Annotated in this window: 28 protein-coding genes and 1 pseudogene; 13 read left to right on the top strand and 16 right to left on the bottom strand. The window is 61.9% G+C overall.

The genetic code is table 11. The features are described from left to right. Positions 1–39: 39 nt before the first annotated feature. The 11 genes from QZ964_RS06420 to QZ964_RS06370 all read right to left on the bottom strand — a co-directional run bounded on the left by QZ964_RS06420 (position 40) and on the right by QZ964_RS06370 (position 9,613). Positions 40–702: a hypothetical protein gene (locus tag QZ964_RS06420; protein WP_292530073.1), complete on the bottom strand. Its 663-nt coding sequence runs from the start codon at positions 700–702 to the stop codon at positions 40–42. Then, complete coding sequence (locus QZ964_RS06415; protein ID WP_292530072.1) at positions 699–1,172, bottom strand: hypothetical protein; 474 nt, start codon at positions 1,170–1,172, stop codon at positions 699–701. The genes QZ964_RS06420 and QZ964_RS06415 overlap by 4 nt, the downstream gene beginning before the upstream one ends. 451 nt (positions 1,173–1,623) lie before the next feature. Continuing rightward, a complete protein-coding gene (locus QZ964_RS06410; protein ID WP_292530070.1) occupies positions 1,624–2,028 on the bottom strand; it encodes a hypothetical protein in 405 nt (134 codons plus the stop codon). 120 nt (positions 2,029–2,148) lie between these two features. Continuing rightward, complete coding sequence (locus QZ964_RS06405) at positions 2,149–2,490, bottom strand: hypothetical protein (RefSeq protein ID WP_292530068.1); 342 nt, start codon at positions 2,488–2,490, stop codon at positions 2,149–2,151. A gap of 43 nt (positions 2,491–2,533) precedes the next feature. Further along, positions 2,534–2,995 carry a hypothetical protein gene (locus QZ964_RS06400; protein WP_292530066.1) on the bottom strand — a complete coding sequence of 154 codons (462 nt, stop codon included), beginning with the start codon at positions 2,993–2,995 and terminating at the stop codon, positions 2,534–2,536. After that, positions 2,911–3,330 carry a hypothetical protein gene (locus QZ964_RS06395; RefSeq protein ID WP_292530064.1) on the bottom strand — a complete coding sequence of 140 codons (420 nt, stop codon included), beginning with the start codon at positions 3,328–3,330 and terminating at the stop codon, positions 2,911–2,913. Before QZ964_RS06395 ends, QZ964_RS06400 begins: the two co-directional genes overlap by 85 nt. A gap of 144 nt (positions 3,331–3,474) precedes the next feature. Then, on the bottom strand, positions 3,475–4,851 hold the full coding sequence (locus tag QZ964_RS06390; protein WP_292530061.1) for a hypothetical protein: 1,377 nt from the start codon (positions 4,849–4,851) through the stop codon (positions 3,475–3,477). Positions 4,852–4,923: 72 nt separating this feature from the next. Continuing rightward, entirely contained in the window at positions 4,924–6,150 is a 1,227-nt protein-coding gene (locus tag QZ964_RS06385; protein WP_292530059.1) for a DotG/IcmE/VirB10 family protein, read from the bottom strand. A gap of 85 nt (positions 6,151–6,235) precedes the next feature. Continuing rightward, positions 6,236–7,210 carry a DotH/IcmK family type IV secretion protein gene (locus tag QZ964_RS06380; RefSeq protein ID WP_292530057.1) on the bottom strand — a complete coding sequence of 325 codons (975 nt, stop codon included), beginning with the start codon at positions 7,208–7,210 and terminating at the stop codon, positions 6,236–6,238. Positions 7,211–7,227: 17 nt separating this feature from the next. Continuing rightward, positions 7,228–7,890 (bottom strand): DotI/IcmL/TraM family protein, encoded by a 663-nt coding sequence (locus QZ964_RS06375; RefSeq protein ID WP_292530054.1) that lies wholly within the window; start codon positions 7,888–7,890, stop codon positions 7,228–7,230. Between the two features lie 610 nt (positions 7,891–8,500). Beyond that, positions 8,501–9,613, bottom strand: a complete 1,113-nt coding sequence (locus tag QZ964_RS06370) for a hypothetical protein (RefSeq protein WP_292530052.1) — start codon at positions 9,611–9,613, stop codon at positions 8,501–8,503. Positions 9,614–9,664: 51 nt separating this feature from the next. On the opposite strand from QZ964_RS06370, the gene QZ964_RS06365 reads away from it, so the two are divergent. Next, complete coding sequence (locus QZ964_RS06365) at positions 9,665–9,922, top strand: hypothetical protein (protein WP_292530049.1); 258 nt, start codon at positions 9,665–9,667, stop codon at positions 9,920–9,922. A 69-nt stretch (positions 9,923–9,991) separates the two neighbouring features. On the opposite strand, the gene QZ964_RS06360 is transcribed toward QZ964_RS06365, so the two are convergent. Then, the gene (locus tag QZ964_RS06360; RefSeq protein WP_292530048.1) at positions 9,992–10,429 is read right to left on the bottom strand and encodes a helix-turn-helix domain-containing protein; all 438 of its coding nucleotides are present in this window, start codon (positions 10,427–10,429) and stop codon (positions 9,992–9,994) included. Positions 10,430–10,636: 207 nt separating this feature from the next. Here QZ964_RS06360 and QZ964_RS06355 point away from each other — a divergent pair, with 207 nt between their 5' ends. The 9 genes from QZ964_RS06355 to QZ964_RS06315 all read left to right on the top strand — a co-directional run bounded on the left by QZ964_RS06355 (position 10,637) and on the right by QZ964_RS06315 (position 19,272). Next, complete coding sequence (locus QZ964_RS06355) at positions 10,637–11,056, top strand: hypothetical protein (protein WP_292530046.1); 420 nt, start codon at positions 10,637–10,639, stop codon at positions 11,054–11,056. 60 nt (positions 11,057–11,116) lie between these two features. Beyond that, positions 11,117–11,596, top strand: a complete 480-nt coding sequence (locus QZ964_RS06350; protein WP_292530044.1) for a hypothetical protein — start codon at positions 11,117–11,119, stop codon at positions 11,594–11,596. Further along, positions 11,596–12,156, top strand: a complete 561-nt coding sequence (locus QZ964_RS06345; protein ID WP_292530043.1) for a hypothetical protein — start codon at positions 11,596–11,598, stop codon at positions 12,154–12,156. Before QZ964_RS06350 ends, QZ964_RS06345 begins: the two co-directional genes overlap by 1 nt. Positions 12,157–12,165: 9 nt before the next feature. Beyond that, positions 12,166–13,368 (top strand): hypothetical protein, encoded by a 1,203-nt coding sequence (locus QZ964_RS06340; protein ID WP_292530041.1) that lies wholly within the window; start codon positions 12,166–12,168, stop codon positions 13,366–13,368. Between the two features lie 84 nt (positions 13,369–13,452). Continuing rightward, the gene (locus tag QZ964_RS06335) at positions 13,453–15,369 is read left to right on the top strand and encodes a hypothetical protein (RefSeq protein WP_292530039.1); all 1,917 of its coding nucleotides are present in this window, start codon (positions 13,453–13,455) and stop codon (positions 15,367–15,369) included. A 6-nt stretch (positions 15,370–15,375) separates the two neighbouring features. Then, entirely contained in the window at positions 15,376–17,823 is a 2,448-nt protein-coding gene (locus QZ964_RS06330; RefSeq protein ID WP_292530036.1) for a DotA/TraY family protein, read from the top strand. A 1-nt stretch (position 17,824) separates the two neighbouring features. Next, positions 17,825–18,457: a hypothetical protein gene (locus QZ964_RS06325; protein WP_292530033.1), complete on the top strand. Its 633-nt coding sequence runs from the start codon at positions 17,825–17,827 to the stop codon at positions 18,455–18,457. Positions 18,458–18,525: 68 nt separating this feature from the next. Continuing rightward, entirely contained in the window at positions 18,526–18,834 is a 309-nt protein-coding gene (locus QZ964_RS06320; protein ID WP_292530031.1) for a hypothetical protein, read from the top strand. A gap of 177 nt (positions 18,835–19,011) precedes the next feature. Continuing rightward, the gene (locus tag QZ964_RS06315) at positions 19,012–19,272 is read left to right on the top strand and encodes a hypothetical protein (RefSeq protein WP_292530029.1); all 261 of its coding nucleotides are present in this window, start codon (positions 19,012–19,014) and stop codon (positions 19,270–19,272) included. Here QZ964_RS06315 and QZ964_RS21490 read toward each other — a convergent pair. The 4 genes and pseudogenes from QZ964_RS21490 to QZ964_RS06300 form a co-directional block, all read right to left on the bottom strand. Beyond that, a pseudogene (locus tag QZ964_RS21490) lies at positions 19,214–19,591 on the bottom strand (helix-turn-helix domain-containing protein); the annotation flags it as partial. The gene QZ964_RS06315 and the pseudogene QZ964_RS21490 overlap by 59 nt on opposite strands. 45 nt (positions 19,592–19,636) lie before the next feature. After that, positions 19,637–20,131 (bottom strand): hypothetical protein, encoded by a 495-nt coding sequence (locus QZ964_RS06310; RefSeq protein WP_292530028.1) that lies wholly within the window; start codon positions 20,129–20,131, stop codon positions 19,637–19,639. 40 nt (positions 20,132–20,171) lie between these two features. Beyond that, positions 20,172–21,278 (bottom strand): hypothetical protein, encoded by a 1,107-nt coding sequence (locus QZ964_RS06305; protein ID WP_292530026.1) that lies wholly within the window; start codon positions 21,276–21,278, stop codon positions 20,172–20,174. Positions 21,279–21,328: 50 nt separating this feature from the next. Beyond that, complete coding sequence (locus tag QZ964_RS06300) at positions 21,329–21,802, bottom strand: hypothetical protein (protein ID WP_292530023.1); 474 nt, start codon at positions 21,800–21,802, stop codon at positions 21,329–21,331. Between the two features lie 367 nt (positions 21,803–22,169). On the opposite strand from QZ964_RS06300, the gene QZ964_RS06295 reads away from it, so the two are divergent. From QZ964_RS06295 to QZ964_RS06285, 3 genes are all read left to right on the top strand, one after another. Then, positions 22,170–22,436, top strand: coding sequence for a hypothetical protein (locus QZ964_RS06295; protein WP_292530020.1), 267 nt, complete (start codon positions 22,170–22,172; stop codon positions 22,434–22,436). A 52-nt stretch (positions 22,437–22,488) separates the two neighbouring features. Continuing rightward, entirely contained in the window at positions 22,489–23,139 is a 651-nt protein-coding gene (locus tag QZ964_RS06290; RefSeq protein WP_292530017.1) for a hypothetical protein, read from the top strand. Positions 23,140–23,412: 273 nt separating this feature from the next. Beyond that, on the top strand, positions 23,413–23,577 hold the full coding sequence (locus QZ964_RS06285; RefSeq protein WP_292530014.1) for an antitoxin VbhA family protein: 165 nt from the start codon (positions 23,413–23,415) through the stop codon (positions 23,575–23,577). Positions 23,578–23,684 lie beyond the last annotated feature (107 nt).

Below are 23,684 nucleotides of genomic sequence, written 5' to 3'. Positions count from 1 at the left end.
CCGATATCTCGATTCGCGCTTCCCCTGACCTTGCGCGAGCTATTTGACCGCGCCCGCCGCCCTCATGCCTTCGACGATCGACAACGGCCCAGCTTCCCATCCCAAGTTCGTAAGCCGCACCACGTCTTGCGTCTCCAATTTGCCGGAGCTGTCGGCGATCTCTCCGACGCGCGGAAACGCCGCCCGTATCTCGGGCGCCGCGGACCAATCGGCCGCATCAGCGATCTTGTATGTGTAGGTTACGGTCGCCTCGGCGTAATCGCCGTTCCGGCGCGGCCCTTCCCATTTCAGGACCGACCCGAGCGCCAACTTGCCGTAGCAGAAATCTCCTCTCTTCACGGTTTTCGCCGGCTCGAACATATTCTCGGCGATATCCTTTTCCTGATAAAACGTCTCGCCCTTCGTCGTCAGACTATACGTCCACATCTTCACTACGCCGCCGGTGATTTGCGGTACCTCCTCGATCTGATCGTTCTTCAACAGCCCGGCGCGCACCAACACGTCGAACCGGCGAACAACCGCGTCCTCCCGCGTGATGAATTGATCGAGCAACCTCGTTAGGCTGTACCCCAAACACACGTCTTGCCCGAGAGCCTTCGACAACGCCGCGCCGAAGTTGCTCTCGTTGGCGGCGCGCTCATCGCCGCAACCCGCCAAAGCGACGATGAAACAGATCGCCGAATATCGAAGTCCAGTCCTCATTGCGTAAGGTCCTTTTCCTGAAACCGCCGAGCGGCCGATATGTCTTGTCGTTTCGAGTTGCTCTTCAAAGTCTCGACCAATTGCGGATAGACGTCGCGCCCGTTCCAAAGGAAGCGCCCGAGCGGAAGCAGACGCGCGCCGCCCAGAAGCTCCGCGCGGCGGTCGTAAGAACTCGGCGACAACCGCAGCAGCGCCTCCGCGAGATCGCGTGGCGACGTCGTGCCGATGCGCCTTAGCGCCGCGAGACCGCGATCTTTCAACGCGGCATAGGCCGAAGCGGCGACGCGCGCGGGCGGGGGGGCGGAAAACGAAAGCCGGTCCAGGCACAGCGGCCTGCCATGCTTCGCCAATGTCAGATGAATGTCCCAGACGAGCGCGTTCAGCACGCCCTGCGTCACTTCCGGCAGCCAGATTAACGTCGCTTCGCGATCGATCTCGGGCCGCTCGAGATGCTGCGTCAGATGGCACAAAGGACAACTCGACGCCGAAATTCCGCAATCTTGGTTGGAATGATCGTCATCGAGATGAAATCTCTCTTGCCCGATAAAGATCGGGCCCCCACAAAACCGACATAAGCCGAGAACGTCTCCGCCCTGTCGCTCACGCCCCGAGACAACGCGGGAACGCTCTCCCCCGGTCGCATTCACGGACCCGGCGCGAACCGATAACACCAGCGGCTGCACGCGCATCACCGCCCCATCATGCGTTGTTGCTTTGTCGACAATCGCATACGTAATCGCTCGCCTGTTTTAAGAGTGAAAACGCCCTTGCCAGTTCTCGGCTTCACAGCCGCTGAACCGGCAAGAGCTACGACGACCCGCGCCCCGCCGATGCGCCGAAAAAACTCAGAACCCCAGTCCGCGCCCGAGAGCGACGGACCACGCGCGAACCGGCTGGGAAGCGGGGACAGACGCATCACGCCTACTGGAACGTGATCACGCCAGCCTGATCGTTCACCTTCGCGCCCGCGCCGGTCGTCGTGTAGGAGGCCTTCTGGATCCACGACCCGCCCGCCACGAACAACCCGGTCAACACGAGACCGGTCAGTCCCGCGGCGACCTTGCCGCTCTCGCGGTTTTCCGGCTGACGCGATTGCCACAAAAACCAGACGCCAGCGACGAATGTGACCAACGCCGCCACATACATCGCCGTCGAGCCGGCGAACCCACCGGCCGTTGAAAATTCTTTGGCGATGTTCTGCACCTGAGCGCCGAGCGTCTGGCCCGCCGCCTGCGCATAAGCTGCCGTCGCCCCCATCGAAACCGTGAGCAACGAACCGGCAGCCACCGCAGCCAGGCGGGATTTGAGTTTGGGAAAAGTCAGCAACTTCGATCTCCTTTGGTGACGAGAGCAGATGGTCTGCCCTCGAGGCAAAGGATCCGACGCGAACGCGCGAACGACGAAATTCTTTTTTTGCAAGTCAAATTCTTTTTTTTGGTTCGGCGTTCAAGCCGCGCTGTACGTCAAAAACCAGATCCCCGCGCAAAGCGCCAATCCGATCACCGCAATCATCGCAATATCGAACAACCCGTAACGGCGGGCGTTGGAAGAAAAGTGCCGCGCCCATCGACGCAGCGCCCAGGCGAAAACGCAAACAGTGACCGCCGCCGCGCCCGTCAACAACCCGCCCATCCTGAACGCGAAGTCCAGCGGGATTTCTCCTTGCTCCCCCAGTAAAGCGACAACGCCCACTGCCAGATAAAGACCCACGACCGACAATAGCCCCGAATAAAAGAGGACCCAGCCGCTCAACGAGATCGCCGTCGGCGAGTTCTTGATGCTTTCCAATGTCGACATTGCCCTTTTGTCCTTTCCTTTGGTCTCCGCGTCTTCACGCCAACAGCGTGAAGCCGATTGCGCACGACACAAAGCCGGCGATCGACAGCAGCACGCAGCTCGCCAGGTCGCTTCGCAACGTGACCAACACGCCTTGTTCGGGTCGGCTATCCCAAAATCCGAATTTGTCCCATTTGTTCAGACGCCAGCCGCACAGCGCCAATCGCGCGCAGGCAGAGACAAAGCACGTCGTTGAAAACATCAAAGACGCCAGGGATAGACGTCCGACGCTCTCCCCAAATATCCAAAGCGCGCCGACGGTCACGCCCAGGGCGCAGAAAAACGCCAGATCGATGATCTGGTTTCGTCTCACGGCCGCTTTTTCCACATCGGCCAACCGTTCTCGGTGAGGAAACTGCATCTTCCGATCTTTCACGCTTTGAAAACGGCCACCAGCCAACTCGAAACCGTGACGATGTTGATGAGCATGATTCCGAACACGAATTGGACTCCGCATCCCCCGGCGCTGCGCCTGCTGCGTCCGCCGATCACGGCGTTCCAGGTCAACATCGCGAAAAAACAAGCCATCGCCCCAAACGCCTGGAAAAATCCCTGGAACAACTTGACGACATTGACGACCGCGTCGCCCGGTGTCTGACCCAGCACGCCGCTGCTCACCGTCGGCGCGGTGTAGCTCGTCAACGCCGACACCTGGACCTGCAGATTCGTGCCGGCGGTGTTGTTGGCCATTGTGAGAATCGACGGGAACGACGCGAACGCCCCCGACAACAGCAGCGCAACGAATGGAACCCACGGACGGCCGCGAAAGGGGTTATGCGGATGCGCCTGCATCCAAAACCCCCATGTGGACGACAGGAACAGGCCGATCGCGGCAAGATAAGAAAAAGTCGGCAATAGGATCGCGATCGCATTGCCGATTTGACCAGCAAAATTTACAAGTCCCTGCACGATGTCGCCTCCGTCGGATCCAACCTTTTAGCGGATCGAACCTTTCTCGGTCTGGACGACCCATTCGCTCCCGCGCTGGCTGATCTTTGTGACGCGCCCATATCCCGGAACATTGGCGCCAACCGCCACTTGCAACGGCAAAACATCGTCGCCGCTTCGATCAATCTCGGAGAGCATCGCAAGACCAGGCGACGCTGCCTGAACACGATAGCGGGCGGCCGGCGGCGCGGCGGGCGCTTCCGTCGATAACGACGCTGTAATCACGCCCTTCTGGGCGCCTGAAGCCGGCGACGGCGCGGAATTCGTTGGCGAAGCGTCCGGCGGTGTGATGGATGTCGCTTTCGCGGCGTTCAGAGCCCCCTGCGCTTCTCCGAGATTGAGGCGACGTTCGAAGTCCGCGAGCTTTGCCTCTACCGCCTTAGTCGACTTCTGATGCTCGCCTGCAATCTTCGCCACTTCCTCGCGCGTGCGGCGCACCAGTGTGGAGACCTCGGTGATCATGCTGTAGAGCTTGGTTTCGTCGACAGGCGCCGCCTTCGCGTCATCCCCCTTAATGGTCGCGTCCTTCACGACCGACGCGACGCGCGGCCCATCTTCCAGCTTCTTCTTCGCGCTCGCCTCCGTGTCATGCGCGGCGACCGCCGCGACCGTTTGATTGGCGGGACCCACCGCCGCCCCGCCGACGGCAGGTGATTTTGCTGGCTCCCCGGCGGACGTCGCCAGTCCCACTTCGCTCACCGTCGGCGCGACGACAGCTGCGGTTTCCTTCGGCGCCCCGACGCCCGAAACTGTCCCAGAAGTTGCATCAGAGGCTTTTTCTCGATCTTTGGACCGCGCTCCGCTTTCCCACAAAGACTCGACTTCCTTGATCAATTGCTGCGTCGGCGCGACGGCCGGACGCTCCACAACCACCGGCGCGACGTCGCGTCGCAGCGCGGTCGCCAGTTTCGCCGCCGGCGCCATCAGCCCCGTTTCCGAAACGGGGGCCGCAGACGAACCGTCCTTCCCATCGGGCCAAAACGCGACCGCTCCCATAACGACGGCGCCGAGCGCAATCGCAGACGCGCCCCCGAGAACGTCGGCGCGCCGCCACATCGGCTTCGGGGACGAAACGGGACCATCTTTATCGTCCGCCGCCAATGCCGGCTCAATTCCTTCCGGACTTCTCCCCTCGCTCTGGCGGTCAGTTCCCGCAATCGCGGCGAGGCCGTCTGACAGAACCGCCTGAAGCCGCGTGAAGCGCGACGAAACCGCGTCCCCGACGCCCTTCGCGGACACCCTCCATTTATGCGTCCCCGGGCTCACTCCGGACACCGTCTCGACATCCTGGCCCAGCACGCCGAGCATGACGGCGTCGGCGTCTTCGCCGGCGGGAAAATTCAGTTCAGCAGCAGCGTCGCTCATCGTTTCCTCCTGTGACCGGTAGATCGAAAGATTCGCAGGCGCCCGCGCGAATGACGCAATGCGCGGCGCGAATTATTTCGTGTTGAGGCCGGCTGGCGAGAACGTCTCGGCGGACGTCGGCGCCACGACGTTTTGCAAAAACACGACGCCGACGCCGGCGTTCGCCGCGAGATACACCGTCGAGGTCTTTGGCGTTTGCATTTGCAGCGTTTGCCCGACCTGCGCCCCCGCCGCGCCCGCTGCGATTCCCGCCTGTTGGCGGAAATCGAGATTGCGATAGCTCGTCGCATAGCCGCCATACGGCAGGAACTGCATCGTGGACCCCGATAGGGCGATCGCCTGTCCGAGCCCAGCGACGAACGCCGCCGCGGCAGGCAGCGCGAAGCGCTCGAAGTAATGCTGATCCACGCTCGTCGCGACGGCCGTCTCCATGGAGTCCGGCGCAATCACGAGGCCCCGCACCTGAATGGCTTGCCCGTGATGTTCGATCGTGTGCACCTGCACGATCAATCGATCGGTGTTTCCGAACAATGAACTATTCATCTGATTCTTCGAAAACATCCCGATCATTCGGTCGCCCGCCAAAGGCCCGGAGTCCGCCTCCAAAACGATCGGCCCGCCGGTGTCGGAATTCACCGAAACAATCGTATGTGCGTAAACGCCGCGCCCCGCCGGAACCAGCACCATCTCCGGCGCGGGCCGCGCCTGACGCGATTGCGGATAACCGCGCGGGGCCCGTTCCGCGCCGTCCTCGTAACGCGCTCCCGGCGGCACATCGCCGACGACGTCCGCCGCCGGCGTCAGCACAAGGTCGGTGCGCGGCGGGCGCGCTTCCCACTGCCGGAACAAATCTCCGGCCGCCTGCTTGTATTGAGCATCCTCGGCCGCGCCCGTCGTCTCGCTCGTCGACGCGATCTTTTCAAAGCGCGCCGGTTCGTCGTGCGATTCTTCTGGCGGGACATACGTCGGCGCCGGTTCGGGGACCGGACGAACGACAGGCTGCGGCGGCGGCTCCTCTTTCGCGGTCTCCACCGCGGCGGGCGTATCCACGATCTTCAGCGGCACGCTCGCCGGCATCGGCGGCGTATAGGATTCACCGTTCGCCAAGGCTTGTCGCGCCTTGTCCTGCGCGTGGCGCAGGAGCAACGCGTCTTGCGCGGCATTGCTCTGCATCCCGCCCGGCAACGCGTCGACCTCCGGCATTTTCGCGACCGATGATTCCGGGGCAGGCGGATGAGTAATCGACGACGCGCCGATTGCGAGCGCCGCCATCGACACGCCGACGCCGGCGATGGTCAAGAGCCGCGCCGGCCCTCCCCTCCCGGCTCGATTGAACCCCCGCAAAAGCGACAAGAACGAATTTTTCGACACAAAACCAGACATCTCAATCCTCCGTAAGGGAAGCCGACACGGTGCGCCCGTAGTGGGACAGCAGCACCACCGGCGTCGCCGGCACCTGATAGACGGTGAGACCGCCCTCGGCCGCCTCCGACGCCGTCCATTCCGGAGAGATCAGCGTGAGGCGCGTGCGCAAATAGACGCGGTCGCCGAGCCGCCAGGCGCGCAATTCATCCGGAGAGACGCCCTGGACCGAGAGCGGCGTCGCCTCCGCTGGCGGCACGCCGTCGAGCATCGCGGTCAAGAACGGCGCGGCGGTGTCGGGCGCGGGCCCGCGAATAGCCCCCGCTTTGGCGTTGGGGCCGCGATCGGCGACCTGAATGCTCATATCCGCGTCATAGCGGCCGCCGCCGCCGACCAATAAGAAGCTAATCGGCTTCGGCGCTCCCTGCAGCGTCACCACCAAACCGCCGCGCGGCTGCAACGACATCGGCGTGATTTCCAGGACGTTCGAGCCCTTCTTCGGCGTGCAAACGTAAAAGCCGGTGGCGGCGACCGCCGGCCCTCCGGAGTTCGGGCCAGTGTTGCAATTCGACCCGTCCGCCACAGCCGCCGGATTGGAGTTGGTGTCCCATTCGATCGGCCACGGTTCGCCGGTGCGGTCGAAAAACGACAGCGCGGTGGGATAGCCCTTGACGGTCTGTATGATGTTGACCGCCTGGCCCGGCGTGAAAGAAACGGTTACACGCCGACTCCCCGGCGCTGCGAACTCCGTCGTCGCCTGTTCCTGCGCGCGTTTGTTGTCGCCGAATCTCTTGCCCAAGTCGCGGATCATTCCCGGCGTCATCGGTATGATATTGGCGACGCGGTCGGACGAACCGGTCGCCGCCTCGGCCTGCCCCCCGCCTTGGCCCCCGGCGCCGTTCGCCGAGTACGGCAGACTCGCCGCCTGTTGCGCCATGCACGGCGAAGCAGCCGCCAGAGCGGCGGCCACTCCCAATATCGTCGATCTTCGCCACATGCGCGTCCCTTCCCTGTTCACTGCCGAACCGCCACGAACTCGTCGATCGCCAATCCGTCCGGACGATCCTCGGCGTTCGTCCGCACGACGAGCGCCTTGATCATCAAATTCTGCGTGTTGCTCTGATTGCTGTTTTGACAGGTCTGAACGATCGGAACCTGGATGCGGTAGGCGAGCGCGTCACCGACGCTCGTGACTTCGCTAATGATCGCCGCCCGCTGCGCCTGCGCGTAACAGAGCAGCATCGCCCGCTTCATGGCCTCGAAATTTTTCGTGTCCATGAGGCTCGTGGCGAAGGAGTTCCAGCCTCGCACCGTGAATTTACGAGTCGCCGCGCTCAGTTGCTGCGGGTAATCGTTGTAGTTCACATTGTAGGGAGCAAGGATCGCCCGCGTGGACCATTCGAGCATCTGCGCATCGTCGATGACCGGACTGTCCAACGCCGTCACCGCGCGCGTCTGCCGACCGTCGATCACGAAATATTTCGGCGTCGGAGGATGCGTCCACACATACACGTCATGGACCACGAAGGCCGTCAGCAGAACCGACGAACCGATCGCAAGCCCAATGCACTTGCTGACGAGAGACGCCTGAAAATCCGGGTCGGATAGTCTGCGGGTGATCGCTGCATGTTCGTTTTGCATGGAGCGATATTCGCCGCTCAACGCGCGAACGCGCACGCCATTTCAAATCACTCCTGCATTGTTTGGTCGCTCGACCGCGCAAAGACACAGGCCGGCAACCCAGTTGACAACCTACGGGCCGGTCGAGCGATCACATTGCGCGCATTCGCATCCAGCAAAATCTCGGTTTGACCCGACAGATTGTCTCTGCATAGACATCGCCGGAGACCAGAACGGAGCGTCGCGATCGACCCCTCTGCGGCCCAACGACGCGCCTCATCCGCACATAGTTCGTAAGTCGCGCGCGCCGCCTCCCGCGTCGGCTGTTCGCGCACGACCGATGCAGAAGGGCGCGACGCCATGCGGCCGCATGTTGCAATTGCGCTGATTTGATCGAGCGGGCATTTCGTGCAGTGCGCGCGGACGCGCTCGCCGGAACGCCAATCCTTCCACATGTCGAATTGGAGACCGGAAAAGACTCTCAATCATCAACGGATCGAATCGCGTCGTCCGCGTGGTCGCCAAAATCGCGCCATCAAAACGCGCATTGCGACAGACCCGTCGTCACATGCGCAAAAAAAAGGGCGCGCGCCGCGATCATGTGCGCGCCAGCGCGATGGCTTCAAGACGCCAAGGAAACAGGGATTGGCAAAAAAAATCGGTCTCTCTACGGCGAGCGCGAATCTTCGAGGCATTTCAAACTTGGTAAACTAATCGACTTCCTGTTGATCGTATAGACGACAACATTGGCAGGCACAGCGGGCGGCGACGCCGCTCTCTTTTCCGCCGCCGCCCTCTCTCGTTCTCGTCGCTTACGGCGCGCGTTTTCGTCGCGGAGTTTACAGTGCCGTAGCTGGTCCTTGTCGTTTCTGAAATACAATCGCCGCTCCTCCACGCCGAAATGCGGCCGGTACATCCCATCCAGCCGTTCCCTGAACGTCGCAACGTCGAATTCGGCGTGGATCAGCAGCTTCTTCGCCGTCGACAGATGCATTTTCAGCAAATAGGATTTGACGGTGCTTTCGCTTTTTTCGCCCATGGCGCTCACCATCGACGCGACCATTTGTCCGCCGAGCGCCCGCACCGCCAACTCCACGGTCCGGGGGACGTCCTTATGGCGGCCATACAGCACCACGTCCCGGTAGACCTGGCGTTCCTGGAACGCCGCGATCGCCGCCGCAACCGCCGGCTCCAACGCGCGCGGCGGGGATGTTGCGGCTGAGGCCGAATTCTTGTTGGATTTCGTGGATTTTTTTGCCGAGCCGCTGCGCCGCGCCCGTGCTAGCCGCTGACGGGCGGGCGCCTCCTGCGCGATTGCGGCGAGATCATCTCCGCCCACCGCTTGCGCAGAGTCACGGTCGTTCGCGACCACCTCCAGGGTCGGGCGTCCACTGTCGTCCCGATCCAGCGCCTCCACGCCATCAATGCACGGATTCTCGGGGCCAATGACAGCGACCAACGATGTCGCCGTATCGGCGCAGGCGATTACCTCGTCGACTTGCTGTGATCCACCCTGCGACGGCGTCGTCCGCGCATGAACTGGATCGCGTGAGGGAGGGTCGGCGACGGCGGGGCGCGGTCTGGTCCGCCTCGCGCGCCTGACCGGCGGTGCGGCGGCGTCCGCATCCCTTGTCTTGCGTGATTGTTTGGCCGATTTCCGACGCCGCGGCGCCAGCCCGATGCGCCGGCGCTTGCCGTAGACAGCGCCGCGCGTTCGCCCGACGAGTTCGGCGATAGCCGCAACCGGAATGCCACACAACCAGGCCGCGATGAGCAGCATGTGGTCACAGGCCGACCAGCCGCCCCTTCTCGCCCTGAGCGGTTTTTCGAGTTGCTCGGGCGCGACGACGATCCCGCGCGCCGCTATCTCGTCGAGTATCTGCGTTCGCGCGCACCCGAGATACGTACTTATCGCCTCGAGCCCGAGGCCCGCGCCGATCATGCCCTCGAGGACACCGTCGGCGCTAACCAGCGCCGCGCCGACGAGGGCAAGGAAAAAGCCAGCCCATTCGACCCCGAGCGCTCCGCGCGGGTTCTGAACCGAAGGCTGACTTTGGCGATGGAGCATGAGATCCGGCCCGGCGAATAGCACCGGAGCAGATCAATAATACCTTATATTCATACAGTCAAGAATAATCTATATATTCCCCTTGCCCCCTCATCCCTCCTTCGTCACTCCGTTCGCTTTCTTTGGTTTCTTCTCCAATCGCCGACGAACCGAAGACACCAAGGTTTCAATCTCCTCCACAAGCTGCGTATCTCGCCTTCCACGAGCCTGAAGCGCTTCGGCCAATTTTTCGACCACACTCACGAGATGCGTCAACGCCTCATCCGACGCCTCTTGAAGCTGCACCTCTGGAAAGAAACTGCCAATCGGGGTGTTAAACTTGATCGCGAACCGGTTCAAAACCGCCACGGTGATGTTTTGATTCCCCGCCTCGACCAAATGGATATAGCCTTGGTGTAGGCCAACGGATTCCGCCAACTGCGTTTGGTTTAACCCCGCGGCCTTTCTTAACATTCTTACACGTTCGCCGATCGCCTCCAGCAATTCCTTGCTCTCATTACTCTCATCCGTTTCTTTTCTCCTGGCCATCTCTCAACCACCCCATAATCCACCCAACCGAATCACCCTAATCGCGACCATTCCCATATATGTTATATTATGTTGCCAGCGCCATCCGCCGCTGCTTTCGATCGCCCTCGCGCGAGGGCTCACCGCCAGTGAGCCGCGCAAGACATTTTCCTCCGCATTCGCGCGCACAGCCTCGACACTCCGGATTTCCAACGGAGGTTCTAGGTCATGCGTTCAATCCCGGTCCTGCCGATCATCGCCCTGTTTTCCTCGCTCGGTCCGGCTAGAGCCGACTTCGCCATGCTGCCGCCCGAGTCGACGACGTCCGACCCGCCCGCCGTGATTGAAGCACCGTCCACCGCCGACCCCTCAATCAGCAAAACCGTTAAACCGGTTGAAAAGCGGCGCGATGGTCACACTCCCAAGACGATCTCCGCGCGCGGGTTCGGCAAGAAAGTCCCACTCGCTTTCGCCGTCCGGCAAATCGTCCCCGCTCCCGTCAAAGTCAGTTTCGGCCCCGGAACCGACACGGCCGCGCTCGTCGACTGGCAGGGCGGACGGCAATGGCCGGTGGTGTTGCGAGAGGCGGTTCGGCCGCTCGGCTTTCGCGTCACTGTCCGTGACAACGCCGTTTCGATCGCTCGTTGAAAAAACACGATCGTCATTCGCGCGCTCGCGACGGATCCTGTTTGCAACAACGGAGACCCGATGCCCGATCTCAGCACCCGATCCATCTCCTGGCTCGATCACGAGGAACTCGACGCCTGGAACGAACTCCCCGTCGCGGCCCGTCGCGCGGAGTTGAACCCGACCATCGAAACCGCCGTCGTCGCGCTCGGCGTCGCCCTCGACGAGGCCTATGCTCTCGATCCGAAAGGCTTGTCGAAACGTCTCAAGACCGACCCCGCGCGGACCACTTTCCACTCGGTTCTGGCGCAGCTCGGAAGCGCCCGCCTCCTCCGCCTGCTCGATTGGATGACGGAACCAAACAAGCCTTACCGAGAGGCGCTGCTCGCTGGCCTCTTCACGCCAAACGCCGGCGGAGCCTCCCAAGCCATCCAAAAAGCCGTGCAATTCGCCAGCCGACGCGCGCTTCTCACTCGCATCACCGCGGCCGTACGCATGTCCTCGCTCGTCATCTGCGCAATCGAACACAAACAGGACAGAGCCGCACGAAAGGTCATTTGATGAGCAAGAGATTTTTCACCCTCGTCGCCCTGCTCGCCGCCATTTCCACCGGCGCGCTGGCGCAATCCTCTCAGCCGACCGGCAGCGCCGCCTGCTCGACGCTCTATCAGCGAGCGGCCGACACCGCCGCCGCCCGCATCGCCGCCGACGACAAAGACATCGCCGCACCGCAGTCGATCAAGTCGCTGACCTGTCTCGACAACATCCTCAAGGGCGTCGGCCTCAACGTGATCGTCAACCTGCTCGATCCGACCAATCTGTTCAACGCCATCAAGGGGCAGATCTGCAACGCCATCACCAACGCCTGGCAAAATGCCCTCGGCAACAAGCAGTGCGGCATCACCATGTCCGGGTTCAATCTCGGGTCGTTCAACTTCGGCGGCATCGGCGGCGGCATGGGCGGCGGACTCTCCTGTCCAAAACTGAGTTTCGGCGGCGGTGGTCCCCCCATGGGCTATATCGGCGTCGGCGGAAGCGGCGGAAGCGGCAGTCTCTATGTCAACGGCGCAGGCCGCGCGCCGACCGGCTACACATTGCCCAACACGATGGGCCTTTGGTGAGGACAACCCATGAAAAAAGCCTCTCTTCTCACGTCCACGACGGTCGGCGTTCTCATCGGCGCCGTCGTTTTCGGCGCAAGCCCCGCCGTTTCTCAAATGGCGGTCATCGACATGACCGCCATTGGCATCCAACAGGGGCTAAAGGCCCTCCAGGACCAGGCCAACGGGATATTGAAAAGCATAACAGGCCAACTCGGTTTGAGCGGACCTATCGCCAGCCTGCTCGGCTCCAGCACCTATGGGGACGTCACCACCTTGCTCCGTCAGGGCTTCACGCAGAACGCCAACTACTCCAAGGCGCAGATCTCGGCCCAGCGCGACATCGCCGACGCATCCAATAACGCCATGGCGCGGTTCGAACGCGACAAGCGCAATGCGCAAATCCGCGACGAACACGTCGTCAATCCGCTGCATTGCGCTCATCTCGACAATGGGCAAACGATCACTGTCGGCGCCGGACAGTCGTGGAAAGTCGCGACGGCGATCCAGGATGTCGGCGACGAGCGCGGCGAAGCCAAGAAAGGCCAGCCGGCCTATTACGGAACGTCCCAGGCGGTCGAAGCGATCAACATGCTTCACTACGCGCGCTATTGCTCCCAGGACGAAGCCGCCGCCGGGCTCTGCGCCGCGTCGAAACGAGAAAACGCGGATCAACGTGCCTCCAGCCTGTTCGGAACCGGCACATATGACGGCCAGGATGGCGTCAACGCCGCCAATGATTACGTCACCAACCTAATCCAGCCGATTGTTCCCACGGCGCAACGCGGCGCCCAGTTGGCCTCTCTCGACGGCAAGGAGGCCTCGGTGCGCCGCCGCAAATACGAAGCACGCATGTCGCTCGCTCGAAACGTGATCAACGAAGTGCTCGCCGCACAATCTCCCTCCGTGCCGCTCAACGCCCAGCAGAAAAAACAGATGAAGGACGAGGGCCTCGACCCCGTCGACACGGGCTCCTGGCTGCAGGCGCTGCAACTCGACGTGCATCGCCGCTACAGCGACGTCAACTGGGCCGCGCAACTCCAAAGCATGCCGCCGGCGGCGGTCGAGCGCGAGATCGCCAACGAGCTCGCCGTCACCAATTACCTGCTCCTCGAAAACTATCGCATGGCGATGAAGAACGCCGCCGTCAACGCCACTCATCTCGCGTCCGCGGCGGAGCATGATGTCCGACCAGCCGTCGAACTTCCGACTCCGAACATGGCGAATCAATAAGCGACAGGACGAGATCGGGACCAAACCCCACTCGCCGTTGCGCCAAAAACTTTTCAACGCGTTTCATCCAAGGAACATCAAATCATGGCCGACCAACCAGACCAGGCGCCTCGACACGACCTCGATCCCAAGCTCGCTGCCGCGCCGCCGCGCCACATCGAATCGTCGAAGCAGGAAACAGAACCCCCCGCCAAGGACACGGCAGCCGCCGATCGCAGCTCATCGATCGGTCCTGGGACGGACGAACCGACCGCCGGGCCCCCAGCCGGCCCGGACCGAGGCGTCGAGCAAAAGAGATCAGCGGTCAGAGAAACAGCCGATCTCATTCAGCGGCTCGAACAGCTGCGCCCGCAAATCGAAGCGCGCGATCCCAGACTCGCGGCCGCAATCGACAGCGCCTCTCGCTCGTTTTGGGAAAAGCCTCTCGACCGCGTCGACAATCCTCGCTTCAAAACCGAGCTCGCCTACGCGCTTCAGGATGTCGAAAAGCTGAACGGACCCATCCCCATCCAGCAGAATATTCGCGACGAGTTGACCCGCTTGGCCGAGACCAGCCCGGGGCTCCAAAACGAACAACTCCAAAAACTCCTGCAGCGCACGCCGACCATCGACAATTCCGAACTGGTTGCGAGGCTACGCGACAAGGCCGTCGAAGTCGCCCGCAAAACCGACCAGAACACCAAAACGATCCAAAACGACGTCAACGCGCTCTCCTACGAGGTGCTGGTCGCGCCGCGCCTCCAAGCCGCTGCGTCGGCCTCCGCACACCCCGCCGCGCCCGACAGCGCGCGGCCCGCCGCTGAACACCCGGCGACTGCGGCTCCCGCCGCGCCTGCCGGGTCCGACGCGGCAAAACCACCACGAGACTGGCCACAGCCGCCGGCCGCCCGTTCCGTCGATCCCGAAATCTCTCCACCGACCGCCAAATCGCAGCGCATCAACGACCCGATCGCCCAAATGGCCGCATTCGACCCTGATCCTGATCCGGCGCCGAACCGACCAGCAGAAACGCCCGCGCCCACAAAACCGGCAGCATCCCCCGCTCAGCCCGCAGACCCAAAGCAACCCGTCAAAGCGCCCGCCGCCGCCGCCGCGGCTCCCGCCAACGACGACAACAACGCTCAAAAGCCGGCGCCACATCAAAACTCTCAAGCTGCCCCCGCGGCCGCGCGAGCAACGCAGGCATCGCGTCCCGAGCCGACAGAACCTTATTCCGAGCCCGAGCCGACCAAACATGAAATCGAGGTCGTTCAGCAAAAGCTCGTCATCGGCGGCCTGCTCGGCAAAACCCTCGGCGCGGCCGGCAAGGCCGCCAGCGGCGTCGGCAGAGTCCTTGAGGGGGTCACCCTTCAATCCCCCAGCGATGCGCGTCGGCAAGCGCAAGCGCAGCCGCAGCAAGAATTGGATCGAGCCGAAGTCAAGCAGAGCCTTCAGAACTTCGAATCATCGCGCATGAAGGCGCGCCGCGACGAAAAAGCCATCGACGCCGCCGAGAGATCCGCGCACGCCGCCGTCGAGGCGCTCGAGGCCTTCCGTCAGACGCCCGGCGTCGCCGTCCTCAACCGCATCCAGGAGGCCGCCAAGAACAACAAGGGCGGCATGCAGGCGGTTATCGAAGGGATGCAGGACGGCGGGCCCTTTGAGGACCTCCGCAAGGAATACAACGCCGCGCTCAAAGACAACCGCGCCTTTGGCTCCGGCTACGAGCGCGCCGCCGAAGCGCTCGGGCAATACGGAAAACACCGGGAGACGATCGCCGAGACGCTCGCCTCCCATCCCAAAAGCGCGCAATGGAGCGCCTTTTTCGAAAAACTCGATGGGCAAGTCGGCGAGGCCGCCGCCAACACTCCCGGAAAGAAAGAGGGGAAAAGCGCGCTCGAACATCTCGGCGATAAGGCCCGCGAACTCGTCGACAAAGTCCTCGAAAAGATCCGCAGCCTGTTCCGCCACGACGCCGACGCCAATTCCCGAGCTGCGCCGAGCCCGAGCCCGGGTCCATGATTGCCCATGACCGCATTCGCGCACGCCCGTGACAGCTTCGACACTTCCTCAAACCGCGAGGACATTATGTCGCGCCGCCTCTTTGCCGCCTTCTGGATTGCCCTGATCTCCCTCGCTTGCCTCACGCCGGCGCTGGCCCAGGCCCCCGCCCCGCAGACTTATGACGTCAGTTGGCAAGCGCTCGATCCCGGCACGGATTGGGCGGCCGAAATGATCAGGGCCGTCTTCCCGATGAACGGAAGCCCGTGCACGGGCGGAGGGCAGGCGGGCGGAGCGCAAGGGGGCGGATGCACCGGCGCCGCCGCCACCGTCATCGGCCACCTGCTCGGCCAGCTCACCGGATTCACCATGGCCCTCGCCATGGCCTATCTCAGCTACCTCTCGATCCACAATATTTTTCGCGTGGCGGAAACGAGCAATCTCCTCACCAATTCGATGACCGCGCTGTTCGCCGTGCGGATCGGCTTCGCCGCCATCATGATGTTCCCAGTCAATTCCGGTTACTCTATCGGCCAGGCCGCCGTCGTGCAGACCGCCATGTGGGGCATCGGCATGGCGAAGTCCGTCTACGACAACGCCATCAAGGCCATCGGCCCCGACGCCATGATCATCGCCACGCCGATGATCCCCGGGACAAAGAGCGTCGTCCTCGGCATCATCGAAAACGAACTCTGCCGCGCCCTCGTCAACGAGGCCACCGCCAACCCGCAGATCGCGCCGGCCCCCACTCCCACCACGATCTCCGGCAATTCAGTCACCTGGGCGTACAACTTGTCGCCGGGGAACCAGAGCGGCTCACCCGCATGCGGCACCATCACCGTCAGCGACCCGTCCGCCGGCTCGCAGCCAATCGTCGGTGTCGACACCGACATGACCGCGCAGCAGAAGACGATTCTCGAAGGGATCATCGCCACCATTCGCAAGGATGCCGAAAGCGTCGCAAAAAACTACTGGCAAACCAAACAGACATCCGCGCTCACGCCGCTGCAGGCGACCTTCACCAACGCGACAGACGCCTACAAACAACAACTCACAACGGCCGCCACTGACATCCAAAAGCAACTTCAAAACGCCCTCAAACCGCAGGACGCCCGCGAAGGAAAAATCGGCCTCCCCAGCAACACCAGCACCAGCCTTTCATCGCTCGGCTGGGCGTCCGCCGGGTCCTATTATCTCACCTTCGCTCAACTGAACGGACGCACCCTCTCCCTTCTCGACAATATGCCCATCGTCAACGGCCCGAACTACAACGGCTTCAGCCAATCCCTCAAGACCGACCTCGCTCCGCTCCTCGGCGCGACCACAAAATTCGCCTCCTCGCTGAAGACTTACGTGAACACGGTCGACGGCGACACTCCTCCAACCGGCAATTCCGATACTTTCGGCACTGCAGCCTCGAGCGAGGGCCGGTCGTGGATCGAAAGGATATTTCGCTCGATCAATCTCAGCGAACCTCTCTTGAACTTCATAGCAAACCACATATCCCCGACCGGCAATCAATGGGCCGATCCCTTCGGGGGGCTCATCACCCTCGGCCAATACCTCGTCAATGCCTCGCTGGCCGCCTATGGCGTCGCCATCGCCGCTTCATCTGGAACGATCCAAACAGGCACCGCAGTTTTTTCTTTTCTCACAGGCAACTTTGCCGGAACCGCCGCCGCCATCACCGCCGGCGCCCTTGCGGACATCTTCAAGGCTCTCTTGACCCCCCTCTTCTTCGGCCTCCTCGCCCTCCTCATTCCGGGACTGATGATCGCCTATGTGCTGCCGCTCATCCCTTGGGTCATGTGGATCGCCGGCGTCACCGGCTATCTCATCCTCGTCATCGAAGCGGTCATCGCGGTGCCGCTAATGATGTTCGCGCATATGACATTCGACGGAGCCGGCCTGCATGGCCGCGCCATTCAGGTTTATGAATTGCTGTTCAACGTCCTGTTCCGCCCCGTTCTCATGCTTCTCGGCCTCTTCACCGGCTTTTTCATCTTCTCCTCGATCTCCTGGCTCATCCGAATGAGTTTCGGCGTCGCCGTGCACTTCGTTCTCGAGAAGGGCTGGTTCGTAACGAACCTTATCGGCCTGATCGTCCTGCTCGCCGTGTTCGTTCTGCTGCATATCATCGTCGCGATAAAGTCCTTCGCCATGATCTCGCTCATTCCGCATCATGTTCCCAAGATGCTGGGCTTCTCGGCGGCCAATCGCGTCGACATGGACGAATTCAGCAAGGCGGCGGCGTGGACCGGAACGCGGCGAACACTCCAAACCGTCGACCAATACGCCCAGTCCCGACTGGGCAACTCGTCGGGATATTCCGGCGGCAATGGTGTAGGATCTCAGCATACCGGTTCTCAGAAACTCCTCTCCAACGGCAAAGGAGAATCGGGCACGAAAAACGCGGGCATGGATTCGACGATGAGCGCACAGACCGACCTTGGCGATCACAATACGGGAGCCTGACATGCGCGACGATGACGAACCTGGCTCGGGGAGCGGCCTCCTCTGGTATGAGGTGGGCCACTCGGATGGCTATTACTCCGGAGAAAGCCACGGTCTTCGCCAGGGCAAAAGCCGCGGTTATGACGCAGGGTGGTCGGACGCCGTCCGTCAGATCAATGCGCGCCAGGAAAACGAACGGCGCAACGGCGTTCGCACGATTCACATCAATTATTACAACTCGTTGATCAACGATCTCAACCAGCGCGGCCGGGACACCGCTCGATTGCAGGACGAGATCACGAAACTGGACGAAGAGATTTCGTCGTTGAATTTCTCCGTCCGCGATTTGAAATGGTCTATCTACACACAGAATCGCGAGATCGATCAGCTTAGGCGTGACTACGCCGAGAAGGACAAGACCGTATCAGACACCGAAGCCAGACTGCGACAGGCTCTCAGATATGGCCGCGGATTGGACCGATACAACCTGGCTTTGCTAAAAGCCGCCGAAGAAGGCAAAACCGATCGACCCGAATACGAGGATCTCAAAGAAATCATTCAGATCATACGCGACAATTGGATCCGCAACGAACCACACGTCGCTCTCCCAGAAACAGACCGTCTCCTCGAACTCTTAAGCGCTCTCGAACGCTAACGGCGCAAGATTATCCATCGCGTTCGCGCGCGCGCCGATGATGATGGCCTCCTAGACAGGAGCCTATCATGCGAAATCTCCCCATCGCTTTGTTTTGCCTTTCCATCCCGCTCGCGGCCTGCTCGTCCGGAAATGTCCGCACCCCGAGCAGCTACAACGCCCCGCCCTCCCCTGCGGTCCTTCATCCATTCTACGATCCTTACGCCGCTTACGGCGAAGCCAACGCCACCTGGCGGCCGCCGGTCATCGATCGCAACGGCACGGTCGTCAAGCCATACGAGCCCTCCACCCAAGGAACCCGCCCAGACTACGAGCACGCCCCTTGGGCCTATGGGGCTTCCGGAGATAGCAGGAGCGCCCCTCCCGGCACCTTCTAAGCCGCTCGGCCCGCTCGCTCGCCCATGCCGCTGTCCGCCTTCTGTCGCCGCCTCGCCGCGCCACAAGCGCGGAACGCGCGAGTTGGGGTTGTAAAAACGCCCAGCCCCCGGCGGCTAAAAAATGAGGCGGTCTAGTGACGATCGCCGCAAACGCCTCCTACATGCTAGGATAGGCCCATGACCAGCCAGCTTTTATTTGACAAGCTCGCCTATATCGACCGGCTCAAGGCCGCAGGAGTCGATGAGAAGCAGGCGCGCGCCCACGCCGAGGGGTTGGATCAAGCGCTGCGGGAGGAAGTCGCGACCAAAAGCGACATCGCGAAGCTCGAAACCAAAATCGAAAAAGCCAAGAACGCGATTTTGATCACGATCATAACGGTTAGTTTCGCTCTCTTGGGCGCGATCTTCGCGCTACAGCGCGTTTTCCCGCCGGGATAATAGCCCCGCGCTGGCGAAAGCTCTCGCGGATATGCTGGCGGGGAGTCGGATAATCGGCGCGCACTGCGCAGAAATTTTTATACGCCTGCTGAAGGTCTTTCAGCGCCTGCTGCTCGGCTGTTTGCGAGACCTCGCGAACCCAGTCGAACTCGGCGCGAAGGGCGGTCAATTCGCAGAACTGCTTCACGAAGCCAAAGAACCGGCGCTTGTCTCCTTTGCGCCCGAAATTTTTCCTTTGAAAAAGCCCGGCGTTGTAGACGGCGCGACAGACTCCAGCCCAGCGGGAGAAGGTCCGAGCCTGTTCCGGGGCTGGGTCGAGTCGGACGACGAAGTCTCGCTCGCCCGCCGGGAGACGAAGTCTGGCTCAGCTCGGCCAGAACTGCCCAGACGTATCGAGATATTCCCCCGCCGTCGCCAACCGCCGCATCCGGATCTGATAATTCTGCAACGCGCTCCTGAACGCTATCAGAAATAGGAACACGCAGAACGGCGCGAATTCCAGCACAGGAAGAATACGCCACGACGACCACGGCGTAGTCGCCGCCTCGAACAGCCAAAGAAGGAAGAAGACCCAGCCGAACCCGAAGGCGATATAGGCCGCGACCGCCGTTTGCCGCTGTCGGCGCCACAACACGGCCTCTAGCTGATGTAACGACAGTCCATGCAGGAAGGCCGTCGCTTCGAGATCGAAGCGACGGTCCTCATGCAATCGAAACCTCGGGTCGCCCGGCCGTCCCTGACGCACCGCCGCAATCAGTCGCCCAATCGCCCGCCCTCCTTCGACGACTTCGTCTTTCGGGAAGGCTCGAGTCGCCGGCGCTCCGAGCCGCTTCACTCCCCGCCAGGTCCGGCCGAACATTGACGGTCTCTTCCCGACGGTCGGATTTTCCGTTCGATTTCTATCGCGCAGCATGGTTCTCGCCTCCCATCGATGCGATCACCGCATTCCAATCCTCCGGCAGGCCGTCGATACGGCCCTCCGAACCATCCGCCTTACGCCAGATGACCGTCGGCGTGCCGCGCAGACCGATCGCTTCAGCTGCCATCATATTGGCGCGCAACTTCGCCTCCGCCTCGCCCGAAGGCGGCCCGTTCAGATCGCCGCGCGACCAGGCCGACACCATCTGATCGGCCGGCTTGCTCAACATGGCCAGCGCGCTGGTCGTGCTGCGGCCCTGATCCTCATAGTCCAGGACGGAAAGCGGAATGATCGCCGCCTGCACACGCCCGCTCGCAACAAAAGGCTGCAGCTGCTGCAGGGCCTTGACCGAATAGCTGCATAGCGGGTCGACAAAAACGAACAGGCGCGGCGCGGAAGCCGCGCCGATCACACCGAACGTCGTATGCTCCGCGAGTTCGAGCGGTGATCTTTTCGACCCATCAGCGTCGCCGTCCGGCGCGCCTACTTCCTTGCCGATCGTCACGGTGGGCGTCACGCCGGGGATCGGAGCGACTTGCTCTCGAGTGATGTTCTTTCCAGTCGCATCCCACATAACTCCCGGGATCACTCGTTCGCCGTCCGGAGTCGCGTAAAACACCTGAAATTGTCCTCCATTGCGAACGAACAATCCGTGCACGCCATGGCTGACGCCAAGATCCGTGATTTGCTGTCCGCCGTCCGCGATCGCGCGCAACGTCGCCGCCGACAAATTCGTTTGTGCTCCGGCGATGACGGCTTCGCCATCCGGCGTCACCTGGAGAATCATGAATTCTCCGCCCTGGCGCGCGACCACGGCGCGCATGTCATGCGCCCTTCCCGCGTCGAATAGTTTCGCCCCGCTCTTGTTTATGTGCCTCAGGACCGGCAGTTGTTCGATCGTCTCCGGCGCGACTGGCGTCAGCGGCGGCGACGATCCGGCTCCGTCAGCATTGGACATCGACGATTCGGGCGCAACAGGCGGGACATTTCCCGCCGTCGACTCCTGCTGACCATCCAACGTCGTCGCCGGATCCGCCGACGCCGTCGACGTCAAAATCAGAGCAAAGATGAAAAACGCTATTCGCATTGGGACCTCCTTTTACACTCAAGGAGGCTAACGCGGGTGCGCGCGAACGGTCAGCCGGTTCGCGCGCCATCCCCGCAAAGTGCGCGCGCGATTCCTACCAATGGGTCAATAGAGTTTTCGCGCAAATCCAGGTAGGCGATCAGAACCGACGCCGCTTCCTCCCAACCCTCCGGGCGCTGAGGAAATATCCGTGCGATCGCGAGCACACGCTCGTCGATTTCGAGATCATGGTATAGCCTGCCCCATTGCGAACCGGCATCTTCTTCGTCCCGAACTTCGCTCAACCACGGCGGCATCTTTAGGAACCGCCGCACCTCGACACATTCGGCAACGAATGCCATTTTCTCGAAATACGCCTCGTCGCGATCGGCTTTCGCCATCGGTGCGTCGACGGCCTTTTCGACCGCCCCAACACTCGCCTCTGCCTCAGTGGTCGCCTCCTCGGGATCGGCTCCCACCATCGGTATGTCGCCGTTCTTTTCGATCCTCGCCTCTACTCCGCTCTCCTCAAAAACGATGGTCATGCCGCCGCTTCCTTTCTCGTATGAAATTTTCGCGAGACTCAATCTTCGCGCTTAAATCCCCCGGCCCATTCCAAATTGTTAAGCATTTATGCGAACTTAAATGCGCGCCGACATGTCACGCAACCCCTCCCGTTGCGTCAGGCTACAGGTTTTTCGGGCGTGAGTTATTATGTCGCACCGCACCCCCCTTGCCCCGGGGATCAGAACGCGGGGGGCTCCCCGACGATTATGGCTGGCGGTTCGCATTCGCGCATCGCTGCATCAATCTTCCGTCCGCGCGAGCGCCCAATCCGATCCGTGAGCGCTGCGCGACGCGTTTGAAGACAAACAGAGGAAACGCATATGAACGATTACGATCGCCGCGAAGATGATCGTCGACGTGACGAAGAACAGCGACGCTATCGCGAGGAAGAGGACCGCCGACGGCGCGACGACGAAGACCGCAAACGACGAGAGGACGATCGTCGCCGTGACGAAGAACAACGACGCTATCGCGAGGAAGAGGACCGCCGACGGCGCGACGACGAAGACCGCAGACGACGAGAAGACGACGCTCGCAGGAGCAGATGAACTGGTCGAGCCGGGGCGCGCGGTCTTCGCCCCGGCCCCCCGTTGGGCCTTTCACTCCGACTGAAACCACGCCGCGTGATCTCCACAACGTCGGCGACAACCTCGACAGAAACCAGATGAAGCCCCACGAAATCCTCCATGCGCTAACCCACGCCAGCTTCGACGACGACGATCCGCCGCGAAAGGCGCTCGCGGCGGCGTCTCGGCAACGCCGTCGAATGACGCCCATCTTCCTGGAGGAAATAGAGACGTATCTCGACGCCTCGCCGAAAACCCAACGCGAGCAACCGACCCCGATCCCATTCATCATGCTGCTGTTTGCCGAATGGCGCGAGACGGACGCCTATCGTCCGCTCGCCCGGCTTCTGCGCTGCAGCCAATTCAGCAGTCGCTTCGAACTAGAAGACGCCCTCGACGTTCTGGCCGATCCCGTGATGCGCTCGACCTTCGATGGCGATCCCGTCCCTCTCTATGAGTTGGCGCTCGATCCCGACGCATCGATGCACACGCGCGCCGTTGTCATGACCGACACGATCTGCGCGCTCACCATCGCCGGCAGGATCGATAAAGAATCGGCGGCCGATTTTCTCATAACGCATTCGAGCAACTCGGCACGGCCCCGGCGCGCGTCTGGGACGGATGGGCGAACCTCATTGCCCATCTCCAGTTCAGCCTACTGCGGCCACTGGTCCAGCGGGCCATCGAAGCCGACCGCTTCGACGACCCATTGTTCGACTATTACGATATGGCAACGTTCGATGAAATGATGGATGATTCCGCCGCCAGCCCCGACAACCCATCAGGCGCCGACATGAAGCCGTTCGGCGACGTCGCCACCGAACTCCTGGCCCGCCGTCACACTTTCTGACGTCAGACGAAACACTTGCCGGCGACAACGCGCTCCCCTATCCAAAATAGCCTTGCCGCCGCGCTGGCGCGAATAGGAAGTCGAGCGCGGTTTAGTTCGGAATTCATTTCAACAGGAGGGGCGCGCCGCGCCATCGGACGCTTTGCGCACAGGACTCTTCTCAGCGGAAGAAATGGAACGCCGACGCCTCGTCATCCGCGACGCGCATCACGAGAACCTGATCGAAGGCTTGTCGGCCGACGCGGACGCCGAACCGATCTTCGACGCATACATCCGCGGCGAAATCGAACTCGACGATATTTTCCTGCGTATCAAGGAGCTCTATCGACTGCGTTGAACATGGGGTCATCGTGGAAGAATTCGATGCGCGCATAAGCGCGCATAAGCGCGCGATTGAAGCCGCCGCCGCGCGGCTCGCACTGTGCAGGAGTAGCCCAATTCACG

The sequence above is a fragment of the Methylocystis sp. genome (assembly GCF_021731785.1).
In the GTDB taxonomy this organism is placed as follows: domain Bacteria; phylum Pseudomonadota; class Alphaproteobacteria; order Rhizobiales; family Beijerinckiaceae; genus Methylocystis.
The sequence above is the reverse complement of the archived record's forward strand: the minus strand, read 5'-3'. Positions and strand labels throughout refer to the sequence as shown.

Excerpts from the sequence above, each read along its gene's own strand:
- QZ964_RS06390 (WP_292530061.1), bottom strand. The coding sequence starts at position 4,851 with ATGAGCGACGCTGCTGCTGAACTGAATTTTCCCGCCGGCGAAGACGCC.
- QZ964_RS06370 (WP_292530052.1), bottom strand. The coding sequence starts at position 9,613 with ATGCTGCTCATCGCGGCCTGGTTGTGTGGCATTCCGGTTGCGGCTATC.
- QZ964_RS06325 (WP_292530033.1), top strand. The coding sequence starts at position 17,825 with ATGCGCGACGATGACGAACCTGGCTCGGGGAGCGGCCTCCTCTGGTAT.
- QZ964_RS06300 (WP_292530023.1), bottom strand. The coding sequence starts at position 21,802 with ATGACCATCGTTTTTGAGGAGAGCGGAGTAGAGGCGAGGATCGAAAAG.
- QZ964_RS06345 (WP_292530043.1), top strand. The coding sequence starts at position 11,596 with ATGAGCAAGAGATTTTTCACCCTCGTCGCCCTGCTCGCCGCCATTTCC.
- QZ964_RS06305 (WP_292530026.1), bottom strand. The coding sequence starts at position 21,278 with ATGCGAATAGCGTTTTTCATCTTTGCTCTGATTTTGACGTCGACGGCG.
- QZ964_RS06340 (WP_292530041.1), top strand. The coding sequence starts at position 12,166 with ATGAAAAAAGCCTCTCTTCTCACGTCCACGACGGTCGGCGTTCTCATC.
- QZ964_RS06320 (WP_292530031.1), top strand. The coding sequence starts at position 18,526 with ATGCGAAATCTCCCCATCGCTTTGTTTTGCCTTTCCATCCCGCTCGCG.
- QZ964_RS06315 (WP_292530029.1), top strand. The coding sequence starts at position 19,012 with ATGACCAGCCAGCTTTTATTTGACAAGCTCGCCTATATCGACCGGCTC.
- QZ964_RS06395 (WP_292530064.1), bottom strand. The coding sequence starts at position 3,330 with ATGCAGGCGCATCCGCATAACCCCTTTCGCGGCCGTCCGTGGGTTCCA.
- QZ964_RS06290 (WP_292530017.1), top strand. The coding sequence starts at position 22,489 with ATGAAGCCCCACGAAATCCTCCATGCGCTAACCCACGCCAGCTTCGAC.
- QZ964_RS06400 (WP_292530066.1), bottom strand. The coding sequence starts at position 2,995 with ATGCGGAGTCCAATTCGTGTTCGGAATCATGCTCATCAACATCGTCAC.
- QZ964_RS06350 (WP_292530044.1), top strand. The coding sequence starts at position 11,117 with ATGCCCGATCTCAGCACCCGATCCATCTCCTGGCTCGATCACGAGGAA.
- QZ964_RS06330 (WP_292530036.1), top strand. The coding sequence starts at position 15,376 with ATGACCGCATTCGCGCACGCCCGTGACAGCTTCGACACTTCCTCAAAC.
- QZ964_RS06310 (WP_292530028.1), bottom strand. The coding sequence starts at position 20,131 with ATGTTCGGCCGGACCTGGCGGGGAGTGAAGCGGCTCGGAGCGCCGGCG.
- QZ964_RS06335 (WP_292530039.1), top strand. The coding sequence starts at position 13,453 with ATGGCCGACCAACCAGACCAGGCGCCTCGACACGACCTCGATCCCAAG.
- QZ964_RS06295 (WP_292530020.1), top strand. The coding sequence starts at position 22,170 with ATGATCGTCGACGTGACGAAGAACAGCGACGCTATCGCGAGGAAGAGG.
- QZ964_RS06420 (WP_292530073.1), bottom strand. The coding sequence starts at position 702 with ATGAGGACTGGACTTCGATATTCGGCGATCTGTTTCATCGTCGCTTTG.
- QZ964_RS06285 (WP_292530014.1), top strand. The coding sequence starts at position 23,413 with ATGGAACGCCGACGCCTCGTCATCCGCGACGCGCATCACGAGAACCTG.
- QZ964_RS06355 (WP_292530046.1), top strand. The coding sequence starts at position 10,637 with ATGCGTTCAATCCCGGTCCTGCCGATCATCGCCCTGTTTTCCTCGCTC.
- QZ964_RS06380 (WP_292530057.1), bottom strand. The coding sequence starts at position 7,210 with ATGTGGCGAAGATCGACGATATTGGGAGTGGCCGCCGCTCTGGCGGCT.
- QZ964_RS06360 (WP_292530048.1), bottom strand. The coding sequence starts at position 10,429 with ATGGCCAGGAGAAAAGAAACGGATGAGAGTAATGAGAGCAAGGAATTG.